Annotated in this window: 18 protein-coding genes; all 18 read left to right on the top strand. The window is 46.2% G+C overall.

Annotation, left to right across the window (positions count from 1 at the left end):
• Positions 1 to 70 precede the first annotated feature (70 nt).
• The 18 genes from pilM to AB6E54_RS15045 all read left to right on the top strand — a co-directional run bounded on the left by pilM (position 71) and on the right by AB6E54_RS15045 (position 20779).
• Entirely contained in the window at positions 71 to 1096 is a 1026-nt protein-coding gene (gene pilM / locus AB6E54_RS15130) for a type IV pilus assembly protein PilM (RefSeq protein WP_017061130.1), read from the top strand.
• Positions 1080 to 1679, top strand: coding sequence for a PilN domain-containing protein (locus AB6E54_RS15125; RefSeq protein ID WP_102333882.1), 600 nt, complete (start codon positions 1080 to 1082; stop codon positions 1677 to 1679). Before pilM ends, AB6E54_RS15125 begins: the two co-directional genes overlap by 17 nt.
• Positions 1672 to 2301 (top strand): type 4a pilus biogenesis protein PilO, encoded by a 630-nt coding sequence (locus AB6E54_RS15120; protein ID WP_017061128.1) that lies wholly within the window; start codon positions 1672 to 1674, stop codon positions 2299 to 2301. The genes AB6E54_RS15125 and AB6E54_RS15120 overlap by 8 nt, the downstream gene beginning before the upstream one ends.
• The gene (locus AB6E54_RS15115) at positions 2288 to 2806 is read left to right on the top strand and encodes a pilus assembly protein PilP (RefSeq protein WP_017063694.1); all 519 of its coding nucleotides are present in this window, start codon (positions 2288 to 2290) and stop codon (positions 2804 to 2806) included. Before AB6E54_RS15120 ends, AB6E54_RS15115 begins: the two co-directional genes overlap by 14 nt.
• 35 nt (positions 2807 to 2841) lie before the next feature.
• Complete coding sequence (locus AB6E54_RS15110) at positions 2842 to 4560, top strand: type IV pilus secretin PilQ (RefSeq protein WP_032545762.1); 1719 nt, start codon at positions 2842 to 2844, stop codon at positions 4558 to 4560.
• A 176-nt stretch (positions 4561 to 4736) separates the two neighbouring features.
• A complete protein-coding gene (gene aroK, locus AB6E54_RS15105) occupies positions 4737 to 5255 on the top strand; it encodes a shikimate kinase AroK (protein WP_017061125.1) in 519 nt (172 codons plus the stop codon).
• A gap of 25 nt (positions 5256 to 5280) precedes the next feature.
• Positions 5281 to 6369 (top strand): 3-dehydroquinate synthase, encoded by a 1089-nt coding sequence (aroB, locus tag AB6E54_RS15100; protein WP_372107220.1) that lies wholly within the window; start codon positions 5281 to 5283, stop codon positions 6367 to 6369.
• Positions 6370 to 6448: 79 nt separating this feature from the next.
• Positions 6449 to 7966 (top strand): AAA family ATPase, encoded by a 1518-nt coding sequence (locus AB6E54_RS15095; protein ID WP_017068836.1) that lies wholly within the window; start codon positions 6449 to 6451, stop codon positions 7964 to 7966.
• A gap of 69 nt (positions 7967 to 8035) precedes the next feature.
• Entirely contained in the window at positions 8036 to 8884 is an 849-nt protein-coding gene (locus AB6E54_RS15090) for a Dam family site-specific DNA-(adenine-N6)-methyltransferase (RefSeq protein ID WP_048605377.1), read from the top strand.
• Between the two features lie 201 nt (positions 8885 to 9085).
• Positions 9086 to 9760 (top strand): ribulose-phosphate 3-epimerase, encoded by a 675-nt coding sequence (gene rpe / locus AB6E54_RS15085; protein ID WP_017068835.1) that lies wholly within the window; start codon positions 9086 to 9088, stop codon positions 9758 to 9760.
• A 102-nt stretch (positions 9761 to 9862) separates the two neighbouring features.
• Positions 9863 to 10549 carry a phosphoglycolate phosphatase gene (locus AB6E54_RS15080; protein WP_017061120.1) on the top strand — a complete coding sequence of 229 codons (687 nt, stop codon included), beginning with the start codon at positions 9863 to 9865 and terminating at the stop codon, positions 10547 to 10549.
• Positions 10550 to 10699: 150 nt separating this feature from the next.
• Entirely contained in the window at positions 10700 to 11716 is a 1017-nt protein-coding gene (trpS, locus tag AB6E54_RS15075) for a tryptophan--tRNA ligase (protein WP_016796005.1), read from the top strand.
• Between the two features lie 385 nt (positions 11717 to 12101).
• The gene (locus tag AB6E54_RS15070) at positions 12102 to 14696 is read left to right on the top strand and encodes an ExeM/NucH family extracellular endonuclease (protein ID WP_372107218.1); all 2595 of its coding nucleotides are present in this window, start codon (positions 12102 to 12104) and stop codon (positions 14694 to 14696) included.
• A 200-nt stretch (positions 14697 to 14896) separates the two neighbouring features.
• On the top strand, positions 14897 to 15475 hold the full coding sequence (locus AB6E54_RS15065) for an aminodeoxychorismate/anthranilate synthase component II (RefSeq protein WP_171313449.1): 579 nt from the start codon (positions 14897 to 14899) through the stop codon (positions 15473 to 15475).
• Between the two features lie 464 nt (positions 15476 to 15939).
• Complete coding sequence (locus AB6E54_RS15060) at positions 15940 to 17151, top strand: aspartate aminotransferase family protein (RefSeq protein ID WP_372107216.1); 1212 nt, start codon at positions 15940 to 15942, stop codon at positions 17149 to 17151.
• A gap of 107 nt (positions 17152 to 17258) precedes the next feature.
• Entirely contained in the window at positions 17259 to 18278 is a 1020-nt protein-coding gene (gene astA / locus AB6E54_RS15055; RefSeq protein ID WP_102333879.1) for an arginine N-succinyltransferase, read from the top strand.
• A gap of 39 nt (positions 18279 to 18317) precedes the next feature.
• Positions 18318 to 19775, top strand: a complete 1458-nt coding sequence (gene astD, locus AB6E54_RS15050) for a succinylglutamate-semialdehyde dehydrogenase (protein ID WP_017071310.1) — start codon at positions 18318 to 18320, stop codon at positions 19773 to 19775.
• A 212-nt stretch (positions 19776 to 19987) separates the two neighbouring features.
• Complete coding sequence (locus tag AB6E54_RS15045) at positions 19988 to 20779, top strand: DUF1338 domain-containing protein (protein WP_372107215.1); 792 nt, start codon at positions 19988 to 19990, stop codon at positions 20777 to 20779.
• Positions 20780 to 20851: the final 72 nt, after the last annotated feature.

Below are 20851 nucleotides of genomic sequence, written 5' to 3'. Positions count from 1 at the left end.
GCTTATTTAACTAATAATCACAACCCCTAGATAATCAACGAAATGCTTGGCACTTCAGGAGCTAGGTCACATGGGTTCATCATTAATTACAGGTATAGATATAAATCATCACAGCATCAAAGCCGTGGTACTAAAACCCGTGGGGGAGTTGTATGCCCTAGTGGGATACAAAGAGCTGCCGATTTCGGACGACATTTTTACAGCTAACCATACTTTGGAGTATCAGAAAACTGTTAAGAAACTTAAAGAACTTAGGAAAGGACTGCCTTTTGGCTGTCGCAACGTCGCCATTTCGGTACCTGATAACACGGTGATCAGCAAAGTACTGCAAATAGAGAGTGAGTTAGAAGACAGAGAAAAAGAGTTTTCTATCTATCAAACCTTCGCCCATCAATCTCCCTTTCCTATCGAGGAGCTGAGTTTAGATTTTGTAAAGCTGGAAGACAAACGATTTGGTAAAGGTTCGACAAGCAGTTATCAGGTATACGCCACTCGTAAAGAAGTTGTGGATAGCCGAGCGGATGCATTAACCAAGGCTGGCTTCAAACCTGTGGTGGTGGATACACAGGCGCATGGGCTACTTAATATCTGGCAATTGGCCTCGCGCCTGTATCCCGATAAGAAAAACTGGTTGCTAGTGGATGTTGGAATCGACCAAACCTCGCTAGGGGTTATCCCGCAGAATTCGGCGCCTTTCTATAAAGACATCGCCTTTGGCACTCAAGATCTTCGCAGCTCAGATGACCCGAGTGATATCGAGAGCGTGTTCGGTACTATGGAAGAGACACATCAATTCATTGTTAACCTGATTGAGAAGCTCAAGCGTCAATTGCAGCTCTATTCATCGGGAAATGCGCAGCAACCTATCTCAGGGATTTGGTTGATGGGCGAGGGCGCCAGCATCCCTATGGTAACCGAAGAGCTAGAACGCCATTTTCAGTTGAGCTGCGAGTCATTGAATCCTTTGTCTTTATTTGAGAATAAGGTCGCCAAGAGACGCCGACTGCCGATTGACTGGCAACACTTTGGTATCGCGGCGGGTATGGCGATGAGTGGGCTCAAGTGGCAGGGAGAGAAGCATGTTGCATCAAATTAACCTGCTGCCGTGGCGTGATGAGATTCGTGCTCAGCACAAGAAGCGTTTTATCCATCTGGTCATTCTTGGCGTCATCATTGCGCTTATAGGGCAATGGGCGGTTGGTCACTATTTTCACGATCAACAAGCCAAGCAGCAAGCTCGCCTCAATTACCTCAATCAGTACATTGCTGAGCTCGACCGACAAATTCAGTCGTTAAAAGTCGCAGAGCAAGAACACAAAGCCATTCTGACTCGACTTGATGTGGTTGAGTCGCTGCAGCTTGGCCGTAATAAGACCACCGACTTCATGAACTTGATGCCGGAGCTGATTCCAGAGGGTGTCTATGTCGACAAGATAAAGATGAATGGTCAGGAGATTGAAATGTCGGGCATCAGCGACAGCACTGCTCGTCTCGCCACCATGTTGGACAACCTCGAACGTTCAGATTCTTTGAAAGGGGTCGAGATGCACTCTATCGTTCATAACCGCCAGCGCTTCAATAAAGAGTTTCAGACCTTCAAGGTCTCTTTTGTGTTTAGCCCTGTGTCTTTAGAAAACACAACCGCGAGCAGAAAAGATAAGGGGGCGCATCATGGCTAACCTTCAAAATAGGATTAGTAGGCAAAACAGGATGAGCTTGCAAGATCTCGATGTTGATGAGATCACCGAATGGCCATTGTTGCCTCAGCTTCTCGTGATTCTGGTGTTGATGGTGTTAATCCAAGGTGTTGGCACTTGGCTGTATCTGCTGCCGCTCGACGAGGAACTGAAACAGATGAAGCAACAGGAGCAGACCTTAAAAACGACCTTGAGGATAAAGGCGAATAAGGTTGCAGCCTTGCCTAAGTTGCAGAGCCAGTTGGATGAGCTAACTAGTCGCTACGATTATCTATTAGAGCAGCTGCCCGTTCAAAAGGAGTTAGCGAGCATGTTGGCCTCCGTGAATGAGCTCGGCTTGGATAACTCGCTGACCTTCACACGAATCGATTGGGGGCAAAAGCAGAATAAGGAGTTTCTCTATCGATTGCCTCTCAATATAGAGCTGACAGGTGACTATCACGAGATTGGTGACTTCTCTGCTGCCATCGCCAAGCTGCCGCGTATTATTAGCTTTGATGATGTGAATTGGCAGCGAGTCAGTCAAGAAAGTAGCACGCTGCACTTTAGGGTTCGAGCTTATACCTACCAGTTTAAATCGGAGGTTAATGATGAAACCCAATAGCGCGTTTTACTCAATCGTATTGATGCTTGCGTTGTCAGGCTGCAAAGCTAATCAAGACTCACTGCAAGATTTTGTGGCGCAGGTTGAAGCCAAGGCGAGAAAAGATGTCGAGCAACTTGTCCCAGCAACTGAATTCACGGCGGCGACTTATCAGCGCCGATCTTTGCGTCCTCCCTTTGAACTGCCTAAAGAAGCCATTGTGCAAAACCAACCCTTGGTTAAGAAAGACTGTTGGCAACCCAGCGCCCGTTCTCGTAATGGCAAGTTAGAGAAGTACCCGCTGAGTAAGCTTCGTTTAAGAGGCGTGATGGGCAGTGGCTCAAGCGTGTTTGGCTTAGTGCAAACACCCAAAGGCAACGTGGTAAACGTCAAGAAAGGCCAGTTTATCGGCTTAAACAATGGCCGAGTTACTAAGGTGACGAGCCAATACGTTCAGATTAATGAAACTCTTCCAGATGGCTTAGGTTGTTGGCATAAGCGCAACGTTAGGCTGGCTCTGAAGTAAACCAATGTCACATGATGTGGATATGAGATGTAAATATGATTAAAGGAATAAGTGGATTAGTGAGCAAGGCTCTACAAGGTTTTGCTGTGTCTGTGATGTTGGTTGTTAGCGTGCTCAGCCATGCCGAGAGCTTACCGAACAAATTGGAGAATATTGATTTTAGGGTCAATAAGGATAAAGACGCCGTCATCATTATTGAGCTGGCGACCAGCACAGCAGTGGTGGATGTTCAACGAGCTCAGGAAGGGTTAAGTATCGAGCTAATCAATACTCAAGTTGATGATGACAAGCTCTACCTGCTGGATGTGAAGGATTTCGCTACCTTGGTTGAAGGCATTGAAGTCTATAAAGAGACACCAAGCACTCGGCTTCTAGCGACGATTAGCAATGACTATCAGTATGAATACAACCTAAAGGGGCGCTTTATTGAGGTGGTGATCAGCAAACCGGTGCTCGATGAAGCGACCAAAGAAAAAAGCGTTCTAGAGAAAGAGGGCAAGCTGATATCGATTAACTTCCAGGATATCCCGGTACGAAATGTCCTGCAACTGATTGCTGATTACAACGACTTCAATCTCGTGGTGTCTGATTCGGTAGCCGGAAACCTGACGTTACGCTTAGATGGCGTACCTTGGCAGCAAGTTCTCGACATTATCTTGCAAGTTAAAGGCTTGGATAAGCGTGTTGATGGCAATGTTATCTTGGTCGCGCCGAAAGCGGAGCTCGACCTTCGAGAGCAACAAGCGTTAGAGAAATCGCGCTTAGAAGAGGAGTTAGGGGAGCTTAAATCGGAAATCATCAAGATTAACTTTGCTAAAGCCACCGACATCGCTGACATGATTGGAGGTGAAGGTGCGGTCAGCATGTTGTCCGATCGTGGTTCGATTACCATTGATGAGCGCACCAACTCACTGCTCATTCGTGAATTGGAAGAAAACATTGCCGTGATCCGAGGCATCATTGAATCGTTAGACATTCCCGTGAAGCAGGTACAGATAGAGGCACGTATTGTCACGGTTACTGAGGGTAATCTTGATGAGCTTGGCGTGCGCTGGGGCGTTTCCTCAACCAACGGAAGCTTCACCGTTGGTGGCTCAATCGAAGGTAACCACCCATCAGCGATTACGCCGTATGACGACGATAGCGGCAGCAGCGTGATTGATGACTATCTCAACGTCAATTTAGGGGCAACATCGCCGAACGCCTCGAGTATTGCGTTTCAGGTGGCCAAACTGGGTTCAGATACCTTACTCGATCTTGAACTGTCGGCACTGCAACAAGAGTCAAAAGCTGAAATCATTTCTAGTCCACGCTTAATCACCACCAATAAAAAGCCGGCTTATATTGAGCAAGGTACTGAAATTCCTTACTTAGAGTCATCTTCAAGTGGCGCTACGTCGGTTGCATTTAAGAAAGCCGTGTTGAGTCTTAAGGTGACACCGCAGATCACGCCCGATAATCGTTTGGTATTGGATTTGAGCGTGACTCAAGATAGGCCAGGGCAAGTGGTAAAAACTGGAACCGGTGAAGCGGTCGCCATTGATACGCAAAGAATAGGTACGCAAGTGCTTGTTAATAATGGTGAAACTGTCGTGCTTGGCGGGATATTTCAGCACAGCGTGAGCAGTACAGTGGATAAAGTTCCTCTGTTGGGGGACCTGCCAGTTTTGGGCGCATTGTTCCGTCGCAGCTATGAAAATGTGGGTAAAAGTGAACTACTTATTTTTGTCACACCCAAAGTTGTGATTCAGTAATGAACAATTAGATTAAAAATAAAGTTGCATTAGTGGCACCTAACCTTGATAATTTCGGGTCTTATCACGAATTATCTGTGAGGAATCGGTGCCACGGGCCTTTTAATTTCAGTACTTGTACTGACCTACCTTGTGGCGATGTCATTGAATTAACGTTGTAAATTACTGCTAAAAACATGGCTGAGAAACGCAATATTTTTCTTGTTGGCCCAATGGGCGCCGGCAAAAGTACAATTGGTAGACACCTAGCTTCCCAACTTCATATGGAGTTTCTAGACTCTGACACTGTGATCGAAGAGCGCACTGGCGCAGACATCGCATGGGTTTTTGATGTTGAGGGCGAAGAAGGTTTCCGTAAGCGCGAAGAATCTGTAATCAATGATCTGACAGAAGAACAAGGTATTGTTCTTGCGACAGGTGGTGGTTCAGTGTTGAGCAAAGAAAACCGTAACCGTCTATCTGCACGAGGCATTGTTGTATACCTAGAGACAACAATTGAAAAGCAACTTGCTCGCACTAACCGCGACAAGAAACGCCCTCTACTTCAAACAGACAACCCGCGTGATGTGCTAGAAGATCTAGCTGTATCTCGCAACGCACTATACGAAGAAGTGGCGGACTACACAGTTCGTACTGACGACCAAAGTGCAAAAGTGGTAGCCAACCAGATCGTAAAAATGCTAGAAGAACGTTAAGTTCATTTTTTCGGAGAGCAAACCCATGGAACGGATTACGGTCAATCTAGCTGAGCGTAGCTACCCTATCTCTATTGGCGCCGGGTTATTTGAAGACCCGGCGTACCTTTCTTTTTTATCAGGTAAGCAGAAAGTTGTTGTTATCAGTAATGTGACAGTAGCGCCTCTTTATGCTGATAAAATTTTATCGCTATTGGATCAAGTCGGCTGTCAGACATCTCTTCTCGAGCTGCCAGACGGTGAACAGTACAAAACCCTTGAAACGTTCAATTCAGTGATGAGCTACATGCTTGAAGGAAATTACAGCCGCGATGTGGTGGTGATTGCTTTAGGAGGTGGTGTTATCGGTGACTTGGTCGGTTTTGCTGCCTCTTGTTACCAGCGCGGTATTGATTTCATTCAAATCCCGACGACCCTTCTTTCTCAAGTGGACTCTTCTGTTGGTGGTAAAACCGCAGTAAACCATCCTCTTGGTAAGAATATGATCGGCGCTTTTTACCAACCGAAATCTGTGATCATCGATACCAACTGTTTATCAACGCTTCCAGAGCGTGAGTTTGCAGCGGGCATTGCTGAGGTGATCAAATACGGCATCATTTACGATGAAGCCTTCTTTGATTGGTTGGAGCAGAATCTAGAGAAACTTTATCAACTTGATGAAGAAGCACTGATTACCGCGATTGCTCGTTGTTGTGCAATTAAGGCTGAAGTGGTGGCTCTAGATGAAAAAGAGTCAGGAATCAGAGCGTTATTGAACCTAGGTCATACATTTGGTCATGCGATTGAAGCAGAACTAGGCTATGGTAATTGGCTACATGGTGAAGCTGTGTCGTCAGGCACTGTAATGGCAGCTAAAACAGCTCAATTACAGGGACTGATCTCTCAGCAGCAACTTGAGCGAATTATTTCTATACTCAAGAGTGCGAAACTACCAATCCATACGCCAGAAAGCATGTCTTTTGAAGACTTTATGAAGCACATGATGCGCGATAAAAAAGTGCTGTCTGGTCAGTTGCGTTTGGTAGTACCAACAAGTATTGGTACTGCTGAAGTGGTTGCTGATGTGCCTCAAGACATCATTAAACAAGCGATCGATTTCTGCCGTACTCTTTAAATTTGGTTGTGAGGTTGCCTAGCTAAACTCTAGGCAACTGAAGCGTTTTACTGATCGATCTTATCAGTAGGGATCCCCAATGAGTTTGGCTCATGAATTAAGAGTATTAGAGTTAGAATCTCAAGTTGAGCTGCTAGAGCGCTTACAGCTTTTGACTAACTTTGGTTCAAACCTTGTGACGGTGGCGGGCAAAGCTGGCTCTGGCCGATCTTGGTTGGCTCAGCGTTATCTTGAAGCATGGTCGACAGAAAAAAATCAGTGTTTACTGCTTTGTCATCCAAGCCAAGACGATCAACAACGCCGTGCGCTCATTCTTAGCCAAATTGTTTCTGATCCCCTGTTTAATCAACATGATTCTTTATCGGATAGCCTAACAAGGTTACTGGATGGAGAACCGTGTAATGTGGTTATCGTCGTTGATGATGCCCAACGACTTTCTGAGCTATTGGTATCCGAATTATGGATGTTGGTACTGGAAGCTCAATCAAACCCTCAATGGACGATCAATATCGTTCTCTTCTCGGAACCTGGCCACTTAGATACGTTATTAACGCGTTTGAGCTACGGTCAACAACACAAACCTATCGATCTTGAGATCGATGACCTTTCGCAACCAGAAGCTGAACATTTCTTTGAATCACTGGTGATTCGATATGTTGATGATGAGTCTGAAACTTGCGTGCGACGTGCGTTTAATAAAGCGCAACCTCTGCCCGGTGAGTTAATGGCTTTAGGAGAATTGAAAGTGGAAAAAAGGATTATTATTCGCTCAATTATTGGCTCACCCATCAATATCGCGATTGTGGTGGCCTTGCTGTTGATTTTAATTGGTGGTGGTTATTGGTGGATGTTCAGTCAACCAACCCCTGACGATAAAGCGCAATCTCTTATCGCTCCGATTGAACAGACAGCTATCCCAACTTTTGAAGTGGAAAGTGGTACCGAGCAAGCTGGAATCGACGGAATGGACGATTCTGAAGCCGAAGCTGACATGAGTTATCAAGGTGCTGATGACGACAGCTCATCTTTGCCACCGACTGTCGTTGAAGATACCGCGAGTGTTGGAGAAGTCGAACAAGATCAGCAGCGTGTCGTAATCACCTCTGATGTGGTTGATGCCTTGCTTGATGATAAACCTGAAAGTGCCGATACCAGTGCGATTGATGCTGCTGTTGAAGAAAACACAGGTGCCGCGGTGAGTTCGCAATCAGATGCAGACAAAGTGGAGTCACAGCCTTCAGCCGATGAAGCAACAGACCTAACACAGTCCACGCCACCGACTAAGAAAATTACATTCTCATTTTCTCGCGAAGAGTTACAAGCTATCTCTCCGCGAGCTTATACTTTGCAGTTGAGTGCGATGACCTCATTGGACGACGTACAGTCTTTCATTGAAGAGTATGACCTTGAGAACAAGGTTCGTATTTACCCAACACTTCGCAACGACACCAAGTGGTTTATTATCACTTATCAAGATTACCCAACGATTCAAGTGGCGAGAGACGCGGTAAGTGCGTTATCAAAACCCCTTCAACAGTTGGAACCTTGGGCAAAATCGATGAATCAAGTGCATCGAGAGATAGAACGTGCGAAATAACCCTGAGCTTAGCCTCAAAATATGTTACATTCCGCAGCCTTATTTTTGAGTTGATAGATAGAGCAGTAAATGAAAAAGCAGCGTGCCTTTCTAAAATGGGCTGGTGGTAAATATGGCCTAGTTGAAGACATCCAACGTCACCTGCCACCTGCTCGTAAATTGGTAGAACCGTTTGTCGGTGCCGGCTCAGTATTTCTGAATACTGACTTTGAACAGTACCTGCTTGCAGATATCAATCCCGATCTTATCAACCTGTACAACCTGCTTAAAACCGATCCTGAAACTTATATCACGGAAGCGAAGCGCTGGTTCTGTCCTGAGAACAACCGTAAAGAAGCCTTCTTAGATATTCGCGCTGAGTTCAATGGTACAGATAACGTCATGTATCGTTCATTGGCTTTCTTGTATATGAACCGATTTGGCTTCAATGGCCTATGTCGTTACAACAAGAAGGGCGGTTTTAACGTTCCATTTGGTTCTTATAAAAAACCTTACTTCCCAGAAGCTGAGCTGGAATTTTTTGCCGAGAAAGCGAAAAAAGCCACCTTCGTCTGTGAGGGATACCATGAAACCTTTAGCCGCGCGCGCAAAGGCTGTGTGGTTTACTGCGATCCTCCATACGCACCACTGTCGAACACGGCTAACTTTACCTCTTACGCAGGTAATGGCTTTAGCTTAGATGACCAAGCTGCACTGGCGGATGTTGCTGAAAAAGCAGCGATGGAACGCGGTATTCCTGTTTTGATTTCAAACCACGATACGACATTAACTCGTCGCTTATATCATGGTGCGGAGTTGAACGTGGTTAAGGTGAAACGTACCATCAGCCGCAATGGCGCTGGCCGTAATAAAGTTGATGAGCTATTGGCGCTTTTCCATAAAGAGAAAAACCAGCAGCACGCATCAGCGGAACAGTAATGGTCAGAATATCCGCCAAACTCATTAAATTGAGTGACCAACGGATACTTTCTTAAACTAATCTTTCGAACTGCTAGGATCTGCTTAGGTGCTTAGGTAGAATTGCACACCAAATAGTCTTGGGATTGAGTCTTGTATTTGTGTATGAGATGTCACCAAGGCGGTGATATTCGCAATTTACTCACTCTTAAGAGGTTTGGTATGAAAGATTTTCTAATCGCTCCATCGATTTTGTCTGCAGATTTTGCTCGTCTTGGTGAAGACGTAGAAAAAGTACTCGCAGCTGGTGCCGACGTTGTGCACTTTGATGTGATGGATAACCACTACGTACCTAACCTGACTTTTGGCGCGCCTATTTGTAAAGCGCTGCGCGACTACGGTATTACGGCTCCTATCGATGTTCACCTTATGGTTAAGCCAGTAGACAGCATCGTGCCTGAGTTTGCTAAAGCAGGCGCATCAATGATTACCTTCCACGTTGAAGCATCAGAGCACATCGATCGCACTCTACAGCTAATCAAAGAGCACGGCTGTAAAGCGGGTGTGGTTCTTAACCCTGCAACACCGCTTTCTTGCTTAGATTACATCATGGACAAAGTAGACATGATTCTACTAATGTCTGTGAACCCAGGCTTCGGCGGTCAATCTTTCATTCCTCACACGCTAGATAAACTACGTGCTGTTCGTAAGCTGATTGATGAGTCAGGCCGCGACATTCGCCTTGAGATTGATGGCGGTGTGAAGGTGGATAACATCCGTGAAATCGCAGAAGCGGGCGCAGATATGTTCGTTGCGGGTTCAGCTATCTTCAATCAACCAGATTACAAAGAAGTGATTGATGAGATGCGTGCAGAGCTTGCAAAAGTAAACGCATAATCGTAAAACTACAGATAGATTGAATATTAAGGGGCTAATTTGCCCCTTTTTTACGTCTTATAGCTCAACTCATAAGACGAACATAATAAATAGGAAAGTAAGATGTCATTAAGCTCAATAAAACTGATCGCCTTTGATTTGGATGGAACCTTGTTAGACAGCGTGCCTGATTTGGCCGTTGCTGCTGACCAAGCTTGTCAGGAGTTGGGTTTCCCTTCAGTGAGCGAAGAACAAGTTCGCGACTACGTAGGTAATGGTGCTGATGTTCTTATCGGACGTTCACTCAGCCGCAACCTGACGGTTGACCCAAGCCTAGAGCCAGAGCTACTGAAAAAAGCACGCATCCTGTTTGATGATTTCTATGAGCAGGGCGGTCACAAGCTAAGTCACCTTTACCCATCGGTTAAAGAGACGCTGGCTGAGCTGGATAAAGCCGGCTTCACTATGGCGCTGGTTACCAACAAGCCATCGAAGTTTGTACCAGACGTACTGGCGCAACACGGTATTGATAAGTACTTTGTTGATGTGTTGGGTGGCGACTCTTTCCCAGAGAAAAAACCGAACCCAGTCGCTCTGAACTGGTTGCTAGAAAAGCACAATGTAAAAGCGGAAGAGATGTTGATGGTTGGCGATTCAAGCAACGACATTAAAGCGGCTAAGAATGCAGGTTGTCACTCGTTTGGTCTGACTTACGGTTATAACCACGGCGAGCCGATTTCAGCATCAAACCCTGACTATGTCGCGGATAACGTCGCGCAATTACTAGATGTCGTTCTAGTTTCAGCATAAAGCGGACAAAAGTTAGCTAACCTACTAGCAAAATACTTATCAATGAGTACACTGGATGAGCCGTACAGAAGAGCTGTGCGGCTTTTCTATATTTAAGTTAAGAAGCTAAGCGTTCAATAAACTTAGCGAATAAGCAAAGGAATTAAAACCATGAGCAAGCCCATCGTATTGAGTGGTGTTCAACCATCTGGTGAACTAAGTATCGGTAACTACTTGGGTGCTCTACGTCAATGGCAACAGATGCAAGATGATTACGATTGCCAATACTGTGTTGTAGACCTTCACGCAATTACGGTTCGCCAAGACCCGAAAGCACTGCATGAAGCGACTCTAGACGCACTAGCAATCTGTCTTGCTGTCGGTGTTGATCCAAAGAAGAGCACGCTATTTGTTCAGTCACACGTACCAGAGCATGCTCAACTTGGTTGGCTTCTTAACTGTTACACGCAAATGGGTGAACTGAGCCGTATGACTCAGTTTAAAGATAAGTCTGCACGCCACTCAAATGACGTAAACGTAGGCCTATACGACTACCCAGTGTTGATGGCTGCAGACATCCTGCTTTACGGTGCTCATCAAGTGCCTGTAGGTAGCGACCAGAAACAACACTTAGAGTTAGCGCGTGATATCGCAACTCGCTTCAACAACATCTACGGTCCTGAAACGCCAATCTTCCAAGTACCAGAACCTTACATTCCAACAGTGAATGCACGTGTAATGAGCCTGCAAGATGCGACGAAGAAGATGTCTAAGTCAGACGACAACCGTAAGAACGTGATTACTTTGCTAGAAGAACCTAAGTCGATCATCAAGAAGATCAACAAAGCGCAAACCGATGCAGAAACACCACCACGCATTGCTCACGATTGGGAAAACAAAGCGGGTATCTCTAACCTAATGGGTCTGTACTCTGCAGCGACAGGTAAAACGTTCGAAGAGATCGAAGCGCAGTACCAAGGCGTTGAAATGTACGGTCCGTTCAAGAAAGACGTAGGCGCAGCATTGGTTGAGATGCTTGAGCCGATTCAAGCTGAATATCACCGTATCCGTGCTGACCGTGCCTACATGGACGCAGTAATGAAAGCCGGTGCTGAAAAAGCCTCTGAACGTGCTGCAGTGACACTGAAAAAAGCATACGAAGCAGTAGGTTTTGTTACTCGCCCATAGGGTGAACTAACACAACTCGCTTGAGAATTTGAGCCCAAAGTAGCTGTTGTTTACTTTGGGCTTTTTCATGCCCATTCCATTTGCCTTCCTCGAAACCCCCTTGTTTGAATTGATAATTTACCCAGTATTTAGCTAGCATATCCATCGCTGTAATGCTGTGCAGATGATCTTATTTGGTACCCTCAAGCTTTATAAAATTACACTCGTTTCTATATATGTTGGAAATATATAACGTGCCAAACAATTGATGATTCCAAAGTGATAAGTTCCTCATTTTCTTGCCAACTGACTTATTCCTTTCATAAATAAACCTGATAGTTACCACAAAATACATGACTGCCCATAGATGGCAGTGACTATAACTCGATGAACTCAGGTGAAACGGATGGCTCTTTTACACAAACCTTCATTGCTAGCAGTGGCAATTGGTAGCTTGTTAACTACAAGCGCACACGCTGATTTGTTTATTTCACAATATGTGGAAGGCGGCAGCTATAACAAAGCGGTTGAGATTGCCAATAGTGGCGATAGCAGCATTAGTTTAGATGGTTACTCATTGGCGAAATCTGCCAATGGCAACAGATCATGGGGTGCCACTTTACCTTTAGATGGACACGTTTTAGCACCCGGTGAAGTACTCGTGGTCGCACATTCTAGTGCGAGTGATGAGATTAAAGCTCAAGCTGACATCATTAATGCCTCTATCGCCAATCATAATGGTGACGACCCGCTGGCTATCTTGAATTCAGACGGCTCGGTACATGATGTTGTTGGTTTGATGGGCGATGTGGACTGGGGCAAAGATGTTACTTTGGTTCGTGCGACACAAACACCTTCTGCGACGTTTGATGCTTCACAATGGGTATCGCTACCAAAAGACAGCATTGAAGGCCTAGGTTCACTAGACAGCGTTGAACTGCCAGAAGCGTTCACTTGTACACAAGATGGCTCTGACCCAGTATTCACCACCATTCAAGAAATCCAAGGTGAGGGCGCTACATCGCCATTCATCGATGGCTACCCATACATCACCGACGATGAATATTTCGTAAAAGGTGTGGTAAGTGCGGTAACAACAGGCCTAACTAAAGGCTTCTACCTGCAAGCACTTGAGGATGATTTCAACTCAAGCACTTCTGAGGGTCTATTTATTCATACCAACCAGTCGAGCTCAGAGCTAGTAGCCGGTGATGTAGTGTGTGTGAAAGGCAAGGTTCAAGAATACTACAGCCACACTCAGCTGAAAGTAGAAAACAACCAATGGCTAAAACAGGGCGAGCAGCAGGCACCTGAAGCTACGGCGATTGAAGTGCTAGACAGTGACGAGAACTTCGCTGCAACGCTTGAACGCTACGAAGGCATGTTGGTGAAAACAACCGAAGCGCTTGATATGCGTGTGACGCGTGCCTTTGGTTATGACTACGCAGGTCGTCGTAACAACATGGTACTGGCGCATGAGCGTATTAACATGCAGCCGAACCAGCTTTTCGCCGCGGGATCTGACGAAGCGAAGCAGCAAACTGAAGACAACGCAGACCGCCGTCTTTTCGTTGAAACCGATCAAAAAGCGGCTGATGGACAAGTCCCTTTCTACCCAGATTTTGGCCGCACTGATATCGACCAAGATGGTTCAACAGAAGATTACATCCGCATTGATGACACCATTGTTGGCCTAGAAGGCGTGCTGACTTACAGCTACGGTGAGTACCGTTTAATTGCGACTAACCAGATCTCGGCTGAAAACTATGTGCGTAACGATCCGCGTACCGACAAACCAGACATGGATGAAGGCGACCTACGTATTGCGACCTTCAACGTATTGAACTACTTCAACTCTCCATTTGGTGGCGACGCGAATCAGCACGGCAATAACCGTGGCGCGAACACCATCACTGAGTTTGAGATGCAGCAAGAGAAGATTGTGAACGCGATTCTTCGCTTAGATGCAGACATCATTGGCTTGATGGAAATTGAGAACAATGGCTTTGGTGAAGGCTCTGCCATTCAGCAACTTGTAAACCAACTGAATGATCGCATTGAGCGTAAGAAAGACCGTTATACCTTTGTGGCTGTCGACTCGAACGAAGACGGCGTAACCGACGAGATGGACTCTATTGGTACTGACGTTATCACAACGGGTGTTATCTACCGTAAGAAGGTGGTTAAGCTTAAAGACAGCCGTGTTATCGCGATGCCAAGCCAACAAGCACCAGAGGTGTTAGACGATTCAGGCAAGGTGATTGAAGACGGTAAGAACTACCAACGTGACTCATTGGCGCCAACCTTTAAAGTTAAAGGCACCAAAGAGAAACTCACCGTAGCGATCAACCACTTTAAATCGAAAGGCTCTAAGTGTTGGGAAGATGCTGCTCCGATTGAGCAGGGCGGCCAAGGCGGCGTTGATGCCGATAAGCAAGGTTCATGTGAGAACTTCCGTGTTGCTGCGGCGGTTGCATTAGGTGAAGCGCTCGATGGCATCAAAGGTCACAAAGTGATCCTGGGTGATATGAACTCGTACGGCATGGAAGATCCAATGCTGGTGCTAACCGATTACTCGGAAGAGAAATACGGCAAGCAGATCAAAGCAGCTCGTAATACCTACATTGATGGTGTTGAGCAGTTTGGTGATAGCGGTGCGGTGATTACGAAGAACTACGGTTATATCAATGCTGTGGCTCAAAAGCACCCAGACAGCTGGAGCTACTCATACAATGATGAAGTTGGCGCTCTAGACCACCTGCTGATCAGCGAAAGCCTGAAAGATAGGGTTGTCGATGCTACCGATTGGCACATCAATGGTGGTGAGTCGACGTTGTTTGACTACAACGAAGAGTACAAAGGTGACCTACCTAAGTACCAAGATCACTTCCGTTCATCGGATCATGATCCTGCCGTTCTTGAGCTAAGAGTAGGCGGTTCATTTGGCTTCGGTGCTCTTATGTCACTATTTGGCTTAGCAATGTGGCGTCGTCGTAAGTAGCTCAATCACAAATAGATTGGCTTGCCATACAAGTAAGCCAATTCAGATAACTTAACGCTATCTGTAAACAATTAAGGTCAACTTAGGTTGGCCTTAATTATTGGCGAAATGCAGTTTCCACTTGCCTTTCGCTATGGGTATTGCACAATACCGCCCCTATATCTCCCAATCCTTTAGTATTTAGCAAACGATTTCGACCCATGTTACTTATCATCGATAACTACGACTCTTTTACCTATAACTTGTATCAGTATTTCTGTGAGTTAGGGGGAACTGTAAAAGTTGTTCGCAACGATGAGATTGATATTGCGGGCATCGAAGCGCTAAATCCTAGCCATCTTGTTATCTCGCCGGGCCCATGTACGCCCGATGATGCGGGAATTTCGCTGCAGGTGATTGAACACTTCGTTGGTAAGCTGCCGATCTTAGGTGTGTGTCTTGGTCATCAAGCCATTGCTCAAGTGTTTGGTGGTGAAGTGGTGAGAGCCAGACAAGTGATGCACGGTAAAACCTCGCCTATTCGTCATAACGGGAAGAGTGTTTTTCAAGGTCTCAATAACCCTCTGACTGTGACTCGTTACCACTCTTTAGTGGTGAAAAACGGCACATTACCAGACTGTTTTGAGCTGACGTCTTGGACGGAATTTGAAGATGGTAGCATGGATGAGATCATGGGTTATCAACACAAAACCTTGCCGATTGATGCCGTCCAATTTCACCCTGAATCGATTAAAACAGAGCAAGGACACCAGCTTCTCGCTAACTTCCTAGCACGCTGAGTGTTTAAATTTGACTCTTTCTCCGTCCAAATAAGCCAGTTTAACGTATTCCATTACCCGTTAAGCGTTTAAATTCGGGCGCTATGCGTCTTCATCCCTCTGACGCCGATCACTTTTTATAACATTTCTCCCTCGTCAGGCTAAGTTTTTAGCCTATGCAAAATTATTCGCGTTATTTCGTCTCGAACCCAATATACCGCAATGCCAGTAAGGCTTTGCTGTTGCTGGTTATACGTTTAGGTAAAAAAAGCTTCATAAAACAGATTAATTGATGCATAAATAGTCATAGGTAGTGACGTTTAGCTGGTTGTAAGGGATGGCTAAAGAATAATCTACTATTGAAAAGGTTAATTAAATGTAAATATAATGCTGCAGCGGGATTATGGCGAGACAAAATATCTTTGTCTCACTTATGAACCATTACGCTTATTTGCGAAGCTTGCGGTATCGAGAAGGAATGTACGATGACAGTGGAAAATAAAGTAGAACGTAGTCTGTTTAATGAGGTGATGGTGCCTTGTTATAACCCAATGGAAATGATCCCAGTAAAAGGGGAAGGCGCACGCGTTTGGGACCAACAAGGCCGAGAGTATATCGACTTTGCTGGTGGTATCGCTGTGAGCTGTTTGGGTCACTGTCACCCAGCAATGGTTAATGCTGTTACCGAGCAAGCAAACAAGATTTGGCACCTAAGTAATGTAATGACTAACGAACCTGCACTGCGTCTAGCGAAGAAGCTAACTGACGTATGTTTTGCAGAAAAAGTATTCTTTGCGAACTCTGGTGCAGAAGCGAACGAAGCAGCACTTAAGCTAGCTCGTCGTTGGGCTGCGGATGTTCACGGTCCTGAGAAATCTGAAATCATTGCATTCAAACAAGGTTTCCACGGTCGTACTTTCTTTACTGTAACCGTTGGTGGTCAAGAAGCTTACTCAGATGGCTTCGGTCCAAAACCTGGCGATGTAACTCACCTACCTTACAACGATATTGCCGCTCTAGAAGCGCATATCTCTGATCGCACTTGTGCCATCATGATGGAACCTCTGCAAGGCGAGGGCGGTATCATCTCTCCAACGGCTGAGTTCGTGAATACGGTTCGTGAACTGTGTGACAAGCACAATGCATTGTTGATTTTTGATGAAGTACAAACAGGTAATGGTCGTACTGGTAACTTCTATGCTTACCAAGGTCTGGGCGTGACGCCAGACATTCTAAGCACAGCGAAGTCTCTAGGTGGCGGTTTCCCTATCGGCGCAATGCTGACGACGTCTGAACTGGCTACACACCTTAAGGTTGGTACGCACGGTTCTACTTACGGTGGTAACCCACTGGCGTGTGCAGTAGCAGAAGCCGTTGTTGATGTAGTTAGCCAACCTGAAACTCTGGCTGGCGTGAAAGAGCGTGAAGCTCTGTTCCGCGATGGCCTAGCTAAGATTAACGACAAGTATCAAATTTTCAGTGAAGTTCGTGGTAAAGGCCTACTACTAGGTGCTGCGCTTAACGAAGAGTGGCAAGGGCGTGCACGTGACGTATTAGTAGCAGCAGGCGAACAAGGCTTGATGGTACTGGTTGCGGGTGCAAACGTGGTTCGTTTTACTCCATCACTGGTTATCACTACACAAGAAATTGAAGAAGGCTTATCAAAACTAGACAAAGCAATCGCTACGCTAGTTTAGCCTGAGCGGCGTCATAGGAATGATCGCCACTAGAGCGATCCCATGACGTTCTGCTAAAGGCCCAAGCTTCTGGTTTTGGGCCTATTTTGCATCTGGAGGGAATATTGATGCTAGTTGTTCGCCCAATAAAACTATCTGATTACGATGCGCTGCATACCTGCGCCGTTGAGTCAGGACACGGATTCACATCTCTTCCGGTTAACGAAGAACTGTTAACTAACCGTATTACTCACTCTGAATACAGCTTTGCCAAACAAGACGTGACTGAACCTGGTGACGAAGGCTACCTAATGGTTGGCTTCGACACAGAAACCGGTGAAGTTGCTGGTACCACAGGCATTGAAGCTTCAATTGGTTGGGACGTTCCGTTTTACTCTTACCACATCAGTAAAGTGGTTCACTCATCGCAAAAGCTTGGCGTGAATAACGTGGTGAAGCTGCTGACTTTCGGTAATAACTACACAGGCTGCAGCGAAATTTGTACGCTGTTCTTACGTCCTGATTACCGCAAAGGCTTAAACGGTCGACTGATGTCTAAGTGTCGTTTCCTACTGATGGCTGAGCACCCAGAGCGTTTCTCAAAAACGATCTTTGCTGAGATGCGTGGTGTATCAGATGCGGAAGGCAATTCTCCTTTCTGGCAATGGCTGCAAGAACATTTCTTCTCGATTGACTTCACGCTTGCCGATTACCTAACCGGTATTGGTAAGAAAGGCTTCATTGCTGACCTAATGCCTAAGCTACCTATCTACGTGAACCTACTGAGCAAAGAAGCTCAAGCTGTGATCGGAGAGGTTCATGACAATACGCGCCCTGCACTTAAGTTGCTGGAACGTGAAGGTTTCACCAACCGTGGCTATGTCGACATCTTTGATGGGGGCCCAACGGTTGAGTGTGATCTAAGAAATATCGAATCTGTGCGTCACTCAATTCGAGCACAGGTTCAAATTGCAGAGCACTCTAGCTCTAAAGACTTCCTAATTGGTAATACCTCGTTTGAGAACTTCCGCGCAGTAGCCGCGAAAGGTGCGTATGACCAAGCAAGCGACACAGTGATTTTATCATCTGAAGTAGCAAGCGCTCTTGAAGTAAAAGAAGGCGAATTCGTTCGCATGTTGGCTCAATAAGAGCGGCGATTATCTGTCGAAGATTTTAAGGATAGAAGTATGACTCAGTGGATAGCAGGACAGTGGGTGGCAGGTCAAGGTGACGCCATGACATCAGTAAGCCCATACAACAATGAAGTAGTGTGGCAGGGTGATAGCGCGACACCAGCACAGGTTGAATCTGCAGTAGCAGCAGCTCGTGAAGCCTTCTTGGTTTGGAAAAAACTGAGCTTTGCAGAGCGTGAAGCGATCGTGTTGAACTTTGCTGAGAAAGTTAAAGAGAACAGCGAAGAAATCGCGCAAATCATCGCGAAAGAGACGGGTAAACCGATTTGGGAAACTCGCACTGAAGCGGGCGCAATGGCGGGCAAGATTGCTATTTCAATTCGTGCTTACCATGAGCGTACCGGTGAAGCTTCTCGTGAAGCGGCAGGCAACCAGATTGTACTGCGTCACCGTCCATTAGGCGTGATGGCAGTATTTGGTCCTTATAACTTCCCTGGTCACCTACCTAACGGTCATATTGTTCCTGCACTGCTATCGGGTAATACCGTGGTATTTAAGCCTTCAGAGCAGACACCTTGGACGGGTGAGTTTGCGATGAAATTATGGCAAGAAGCGGGTCTTCCTGCTGGCGTAATCAACTTAGTACAAGGCGCTAAAGAGACAGGTATCGCACTGGCCGATGCTAAAGGTCTTGATGGCGTGCTGTTCACAGGTAGCGCTAATACTGGGCATATCCTGCATCGTCAATTCGCGGGCCAACCGGGCAAGATGCTGGCACTAGAGATGGGTGGCAATAACCCTATGGTGATCAGTGACCAATATGGTGACGCAGACGCAACGGTATACACCATTATCCAATCGGCGTTCATCAGTGCGGGTCAACGTTGTACATGTGCTCGTCGTTTGTACGTGCCTGTTGGCGAGAAGGGGGATCTGCTACTCGATAAGCTGGTCGCAGCGACGCAAAAGATTCGTGTTGATCAGCCATTCGCTGAACCAGCACCCTTCATGGGTCCTCAGATCTCTGAAGCTGCGGCTAAGTTCATTCTGGACGCGCAAGCGAATCTACAATCGTTAGGCGGCGTCAGCCTAGTAGAAGCAAAAGCGGGTCAAGCGGCGTTTGTTTCTCCGGGTATTATCGACGCAACCAACATTGCTGAGCTGCCGGATGAAGAGTACTTCGGTCCACTGCTACAAGTGGTTCGTTACCAATCGCTAAAGCAAGCGGTTGAGCTAGCTAACGACACTCGTTTTGGTTTGTCTGCGGGTCTTGTATCAACAGATGATTCTGAATGGGAATATTTCGTTGACCATATCCGTGCGGGTATTGTTAACCGTAACCGTCAGCTAACAGGCGCAAGTGGTGATGCACCATTTGGTGGTCCGGGTGCTTCAGGCAACCTACGCCCAAGTGCTTACTATGCGGCGGACTACTGTGCTTATCCTATGGCTTCAATGGAAGGCGGTGAAACTCAACTTCCAGCAACGTTTAGCCCGGGTATTGAGCTTTAATTTAGGCTAATGAGTCTTAGGCTCATGCGTTAAGCTTGAAATAGGGAAGTGGTGCTATCGCTTCCTTTTTCCATCACGCCCAACACCTAGATTGGGCGGTAGATAATAATAGAAAAGTATGTCACAGGCTGATGGCTGCTGACTCTGTGTCTCAGCCTCTCCCTTTCTAATCCAAATTACTAGCTTGCTAGAACCTTTGACAAGGAGTCACCATGACGCCCGATCTACTCTTTAAATCACTTTGGGACGATTACATTCACAGGCTTTGTCCATCGGCTGAGAAAGTGCATCACTTGCTGAAAGAAGACGAAGCTCTGATTAATGATCACATTGCACTGCGTACTTTCAATGTTGCTCCGCTAGGTATTGAAACATTGGCTAAGCCTTTCCTTGAGCTAGGTTATAAAGCGTGTGGCGATTACTTGTTTGAGAGTAAGAAGCTAGTCGCGAAGCATTACGAGCACCCAGATCCAAATCAACCTAAAGTGTTCATTAGTGAGTTGAAGGTCGAAGAGTGTTCAAGTGACTTACAACAGATCGTTGCTAAATTGGTTGAGCAAGTCGACGTAAGCAAGCTTCAAGGCCATGAGTTCTTGTTTGGTGGTCGTCTTTGGGATTTGAGCTTCGCTGACTTCCAAGTACTAGCGAAAGAGAGCGAATACGCGTCTTGGCTCGCGGCTCATGGATATGGTGCAAACCACTTTACGGTGAGTGTGAACCAGCTAAATGAATTTGATGAAGTGCAGGCGGTGAATGACTACCTGAGCGAGTCAGGCTTCACGATCAATGCATCTGGCGGTCAGGTTAAAGGCTCTCCAGAGGTCTTATTAGAGCAATCATCAACAATGGCAGACAAAGTCCCAGTTTCATTTGTTGAAGGCAATGAGATGATTCCTGGCGGCTTCTATGAGTTCGCTAAGCGTTATGCGATGGTCAACGGTGAGCTTTACACAGGTTTTGTTGCAGCATCAGCTGACAAAATCTTCGAAAGCACTAACGGTTAAAGAAAGATACGAGTACGGACTTTACCCTAAAGATGCAGATAGGCTTCGCTTCGAGAGTGTTTGCGCTTCGAA

It is taken from the genome of Vibrio sp. 10N.247.311.49, assembly GCF_041467655.1.
Taxonomy (GTDB): Bacteria; Pseudomonadota; Gammaproteobacteria; order Enterobacterales; family Vibrionaceae; genus Vibrio; species Vibrio crassostreae_C.
This window is presented reverse-complemented; position numbering and strand designations above follow the sequence as displayed.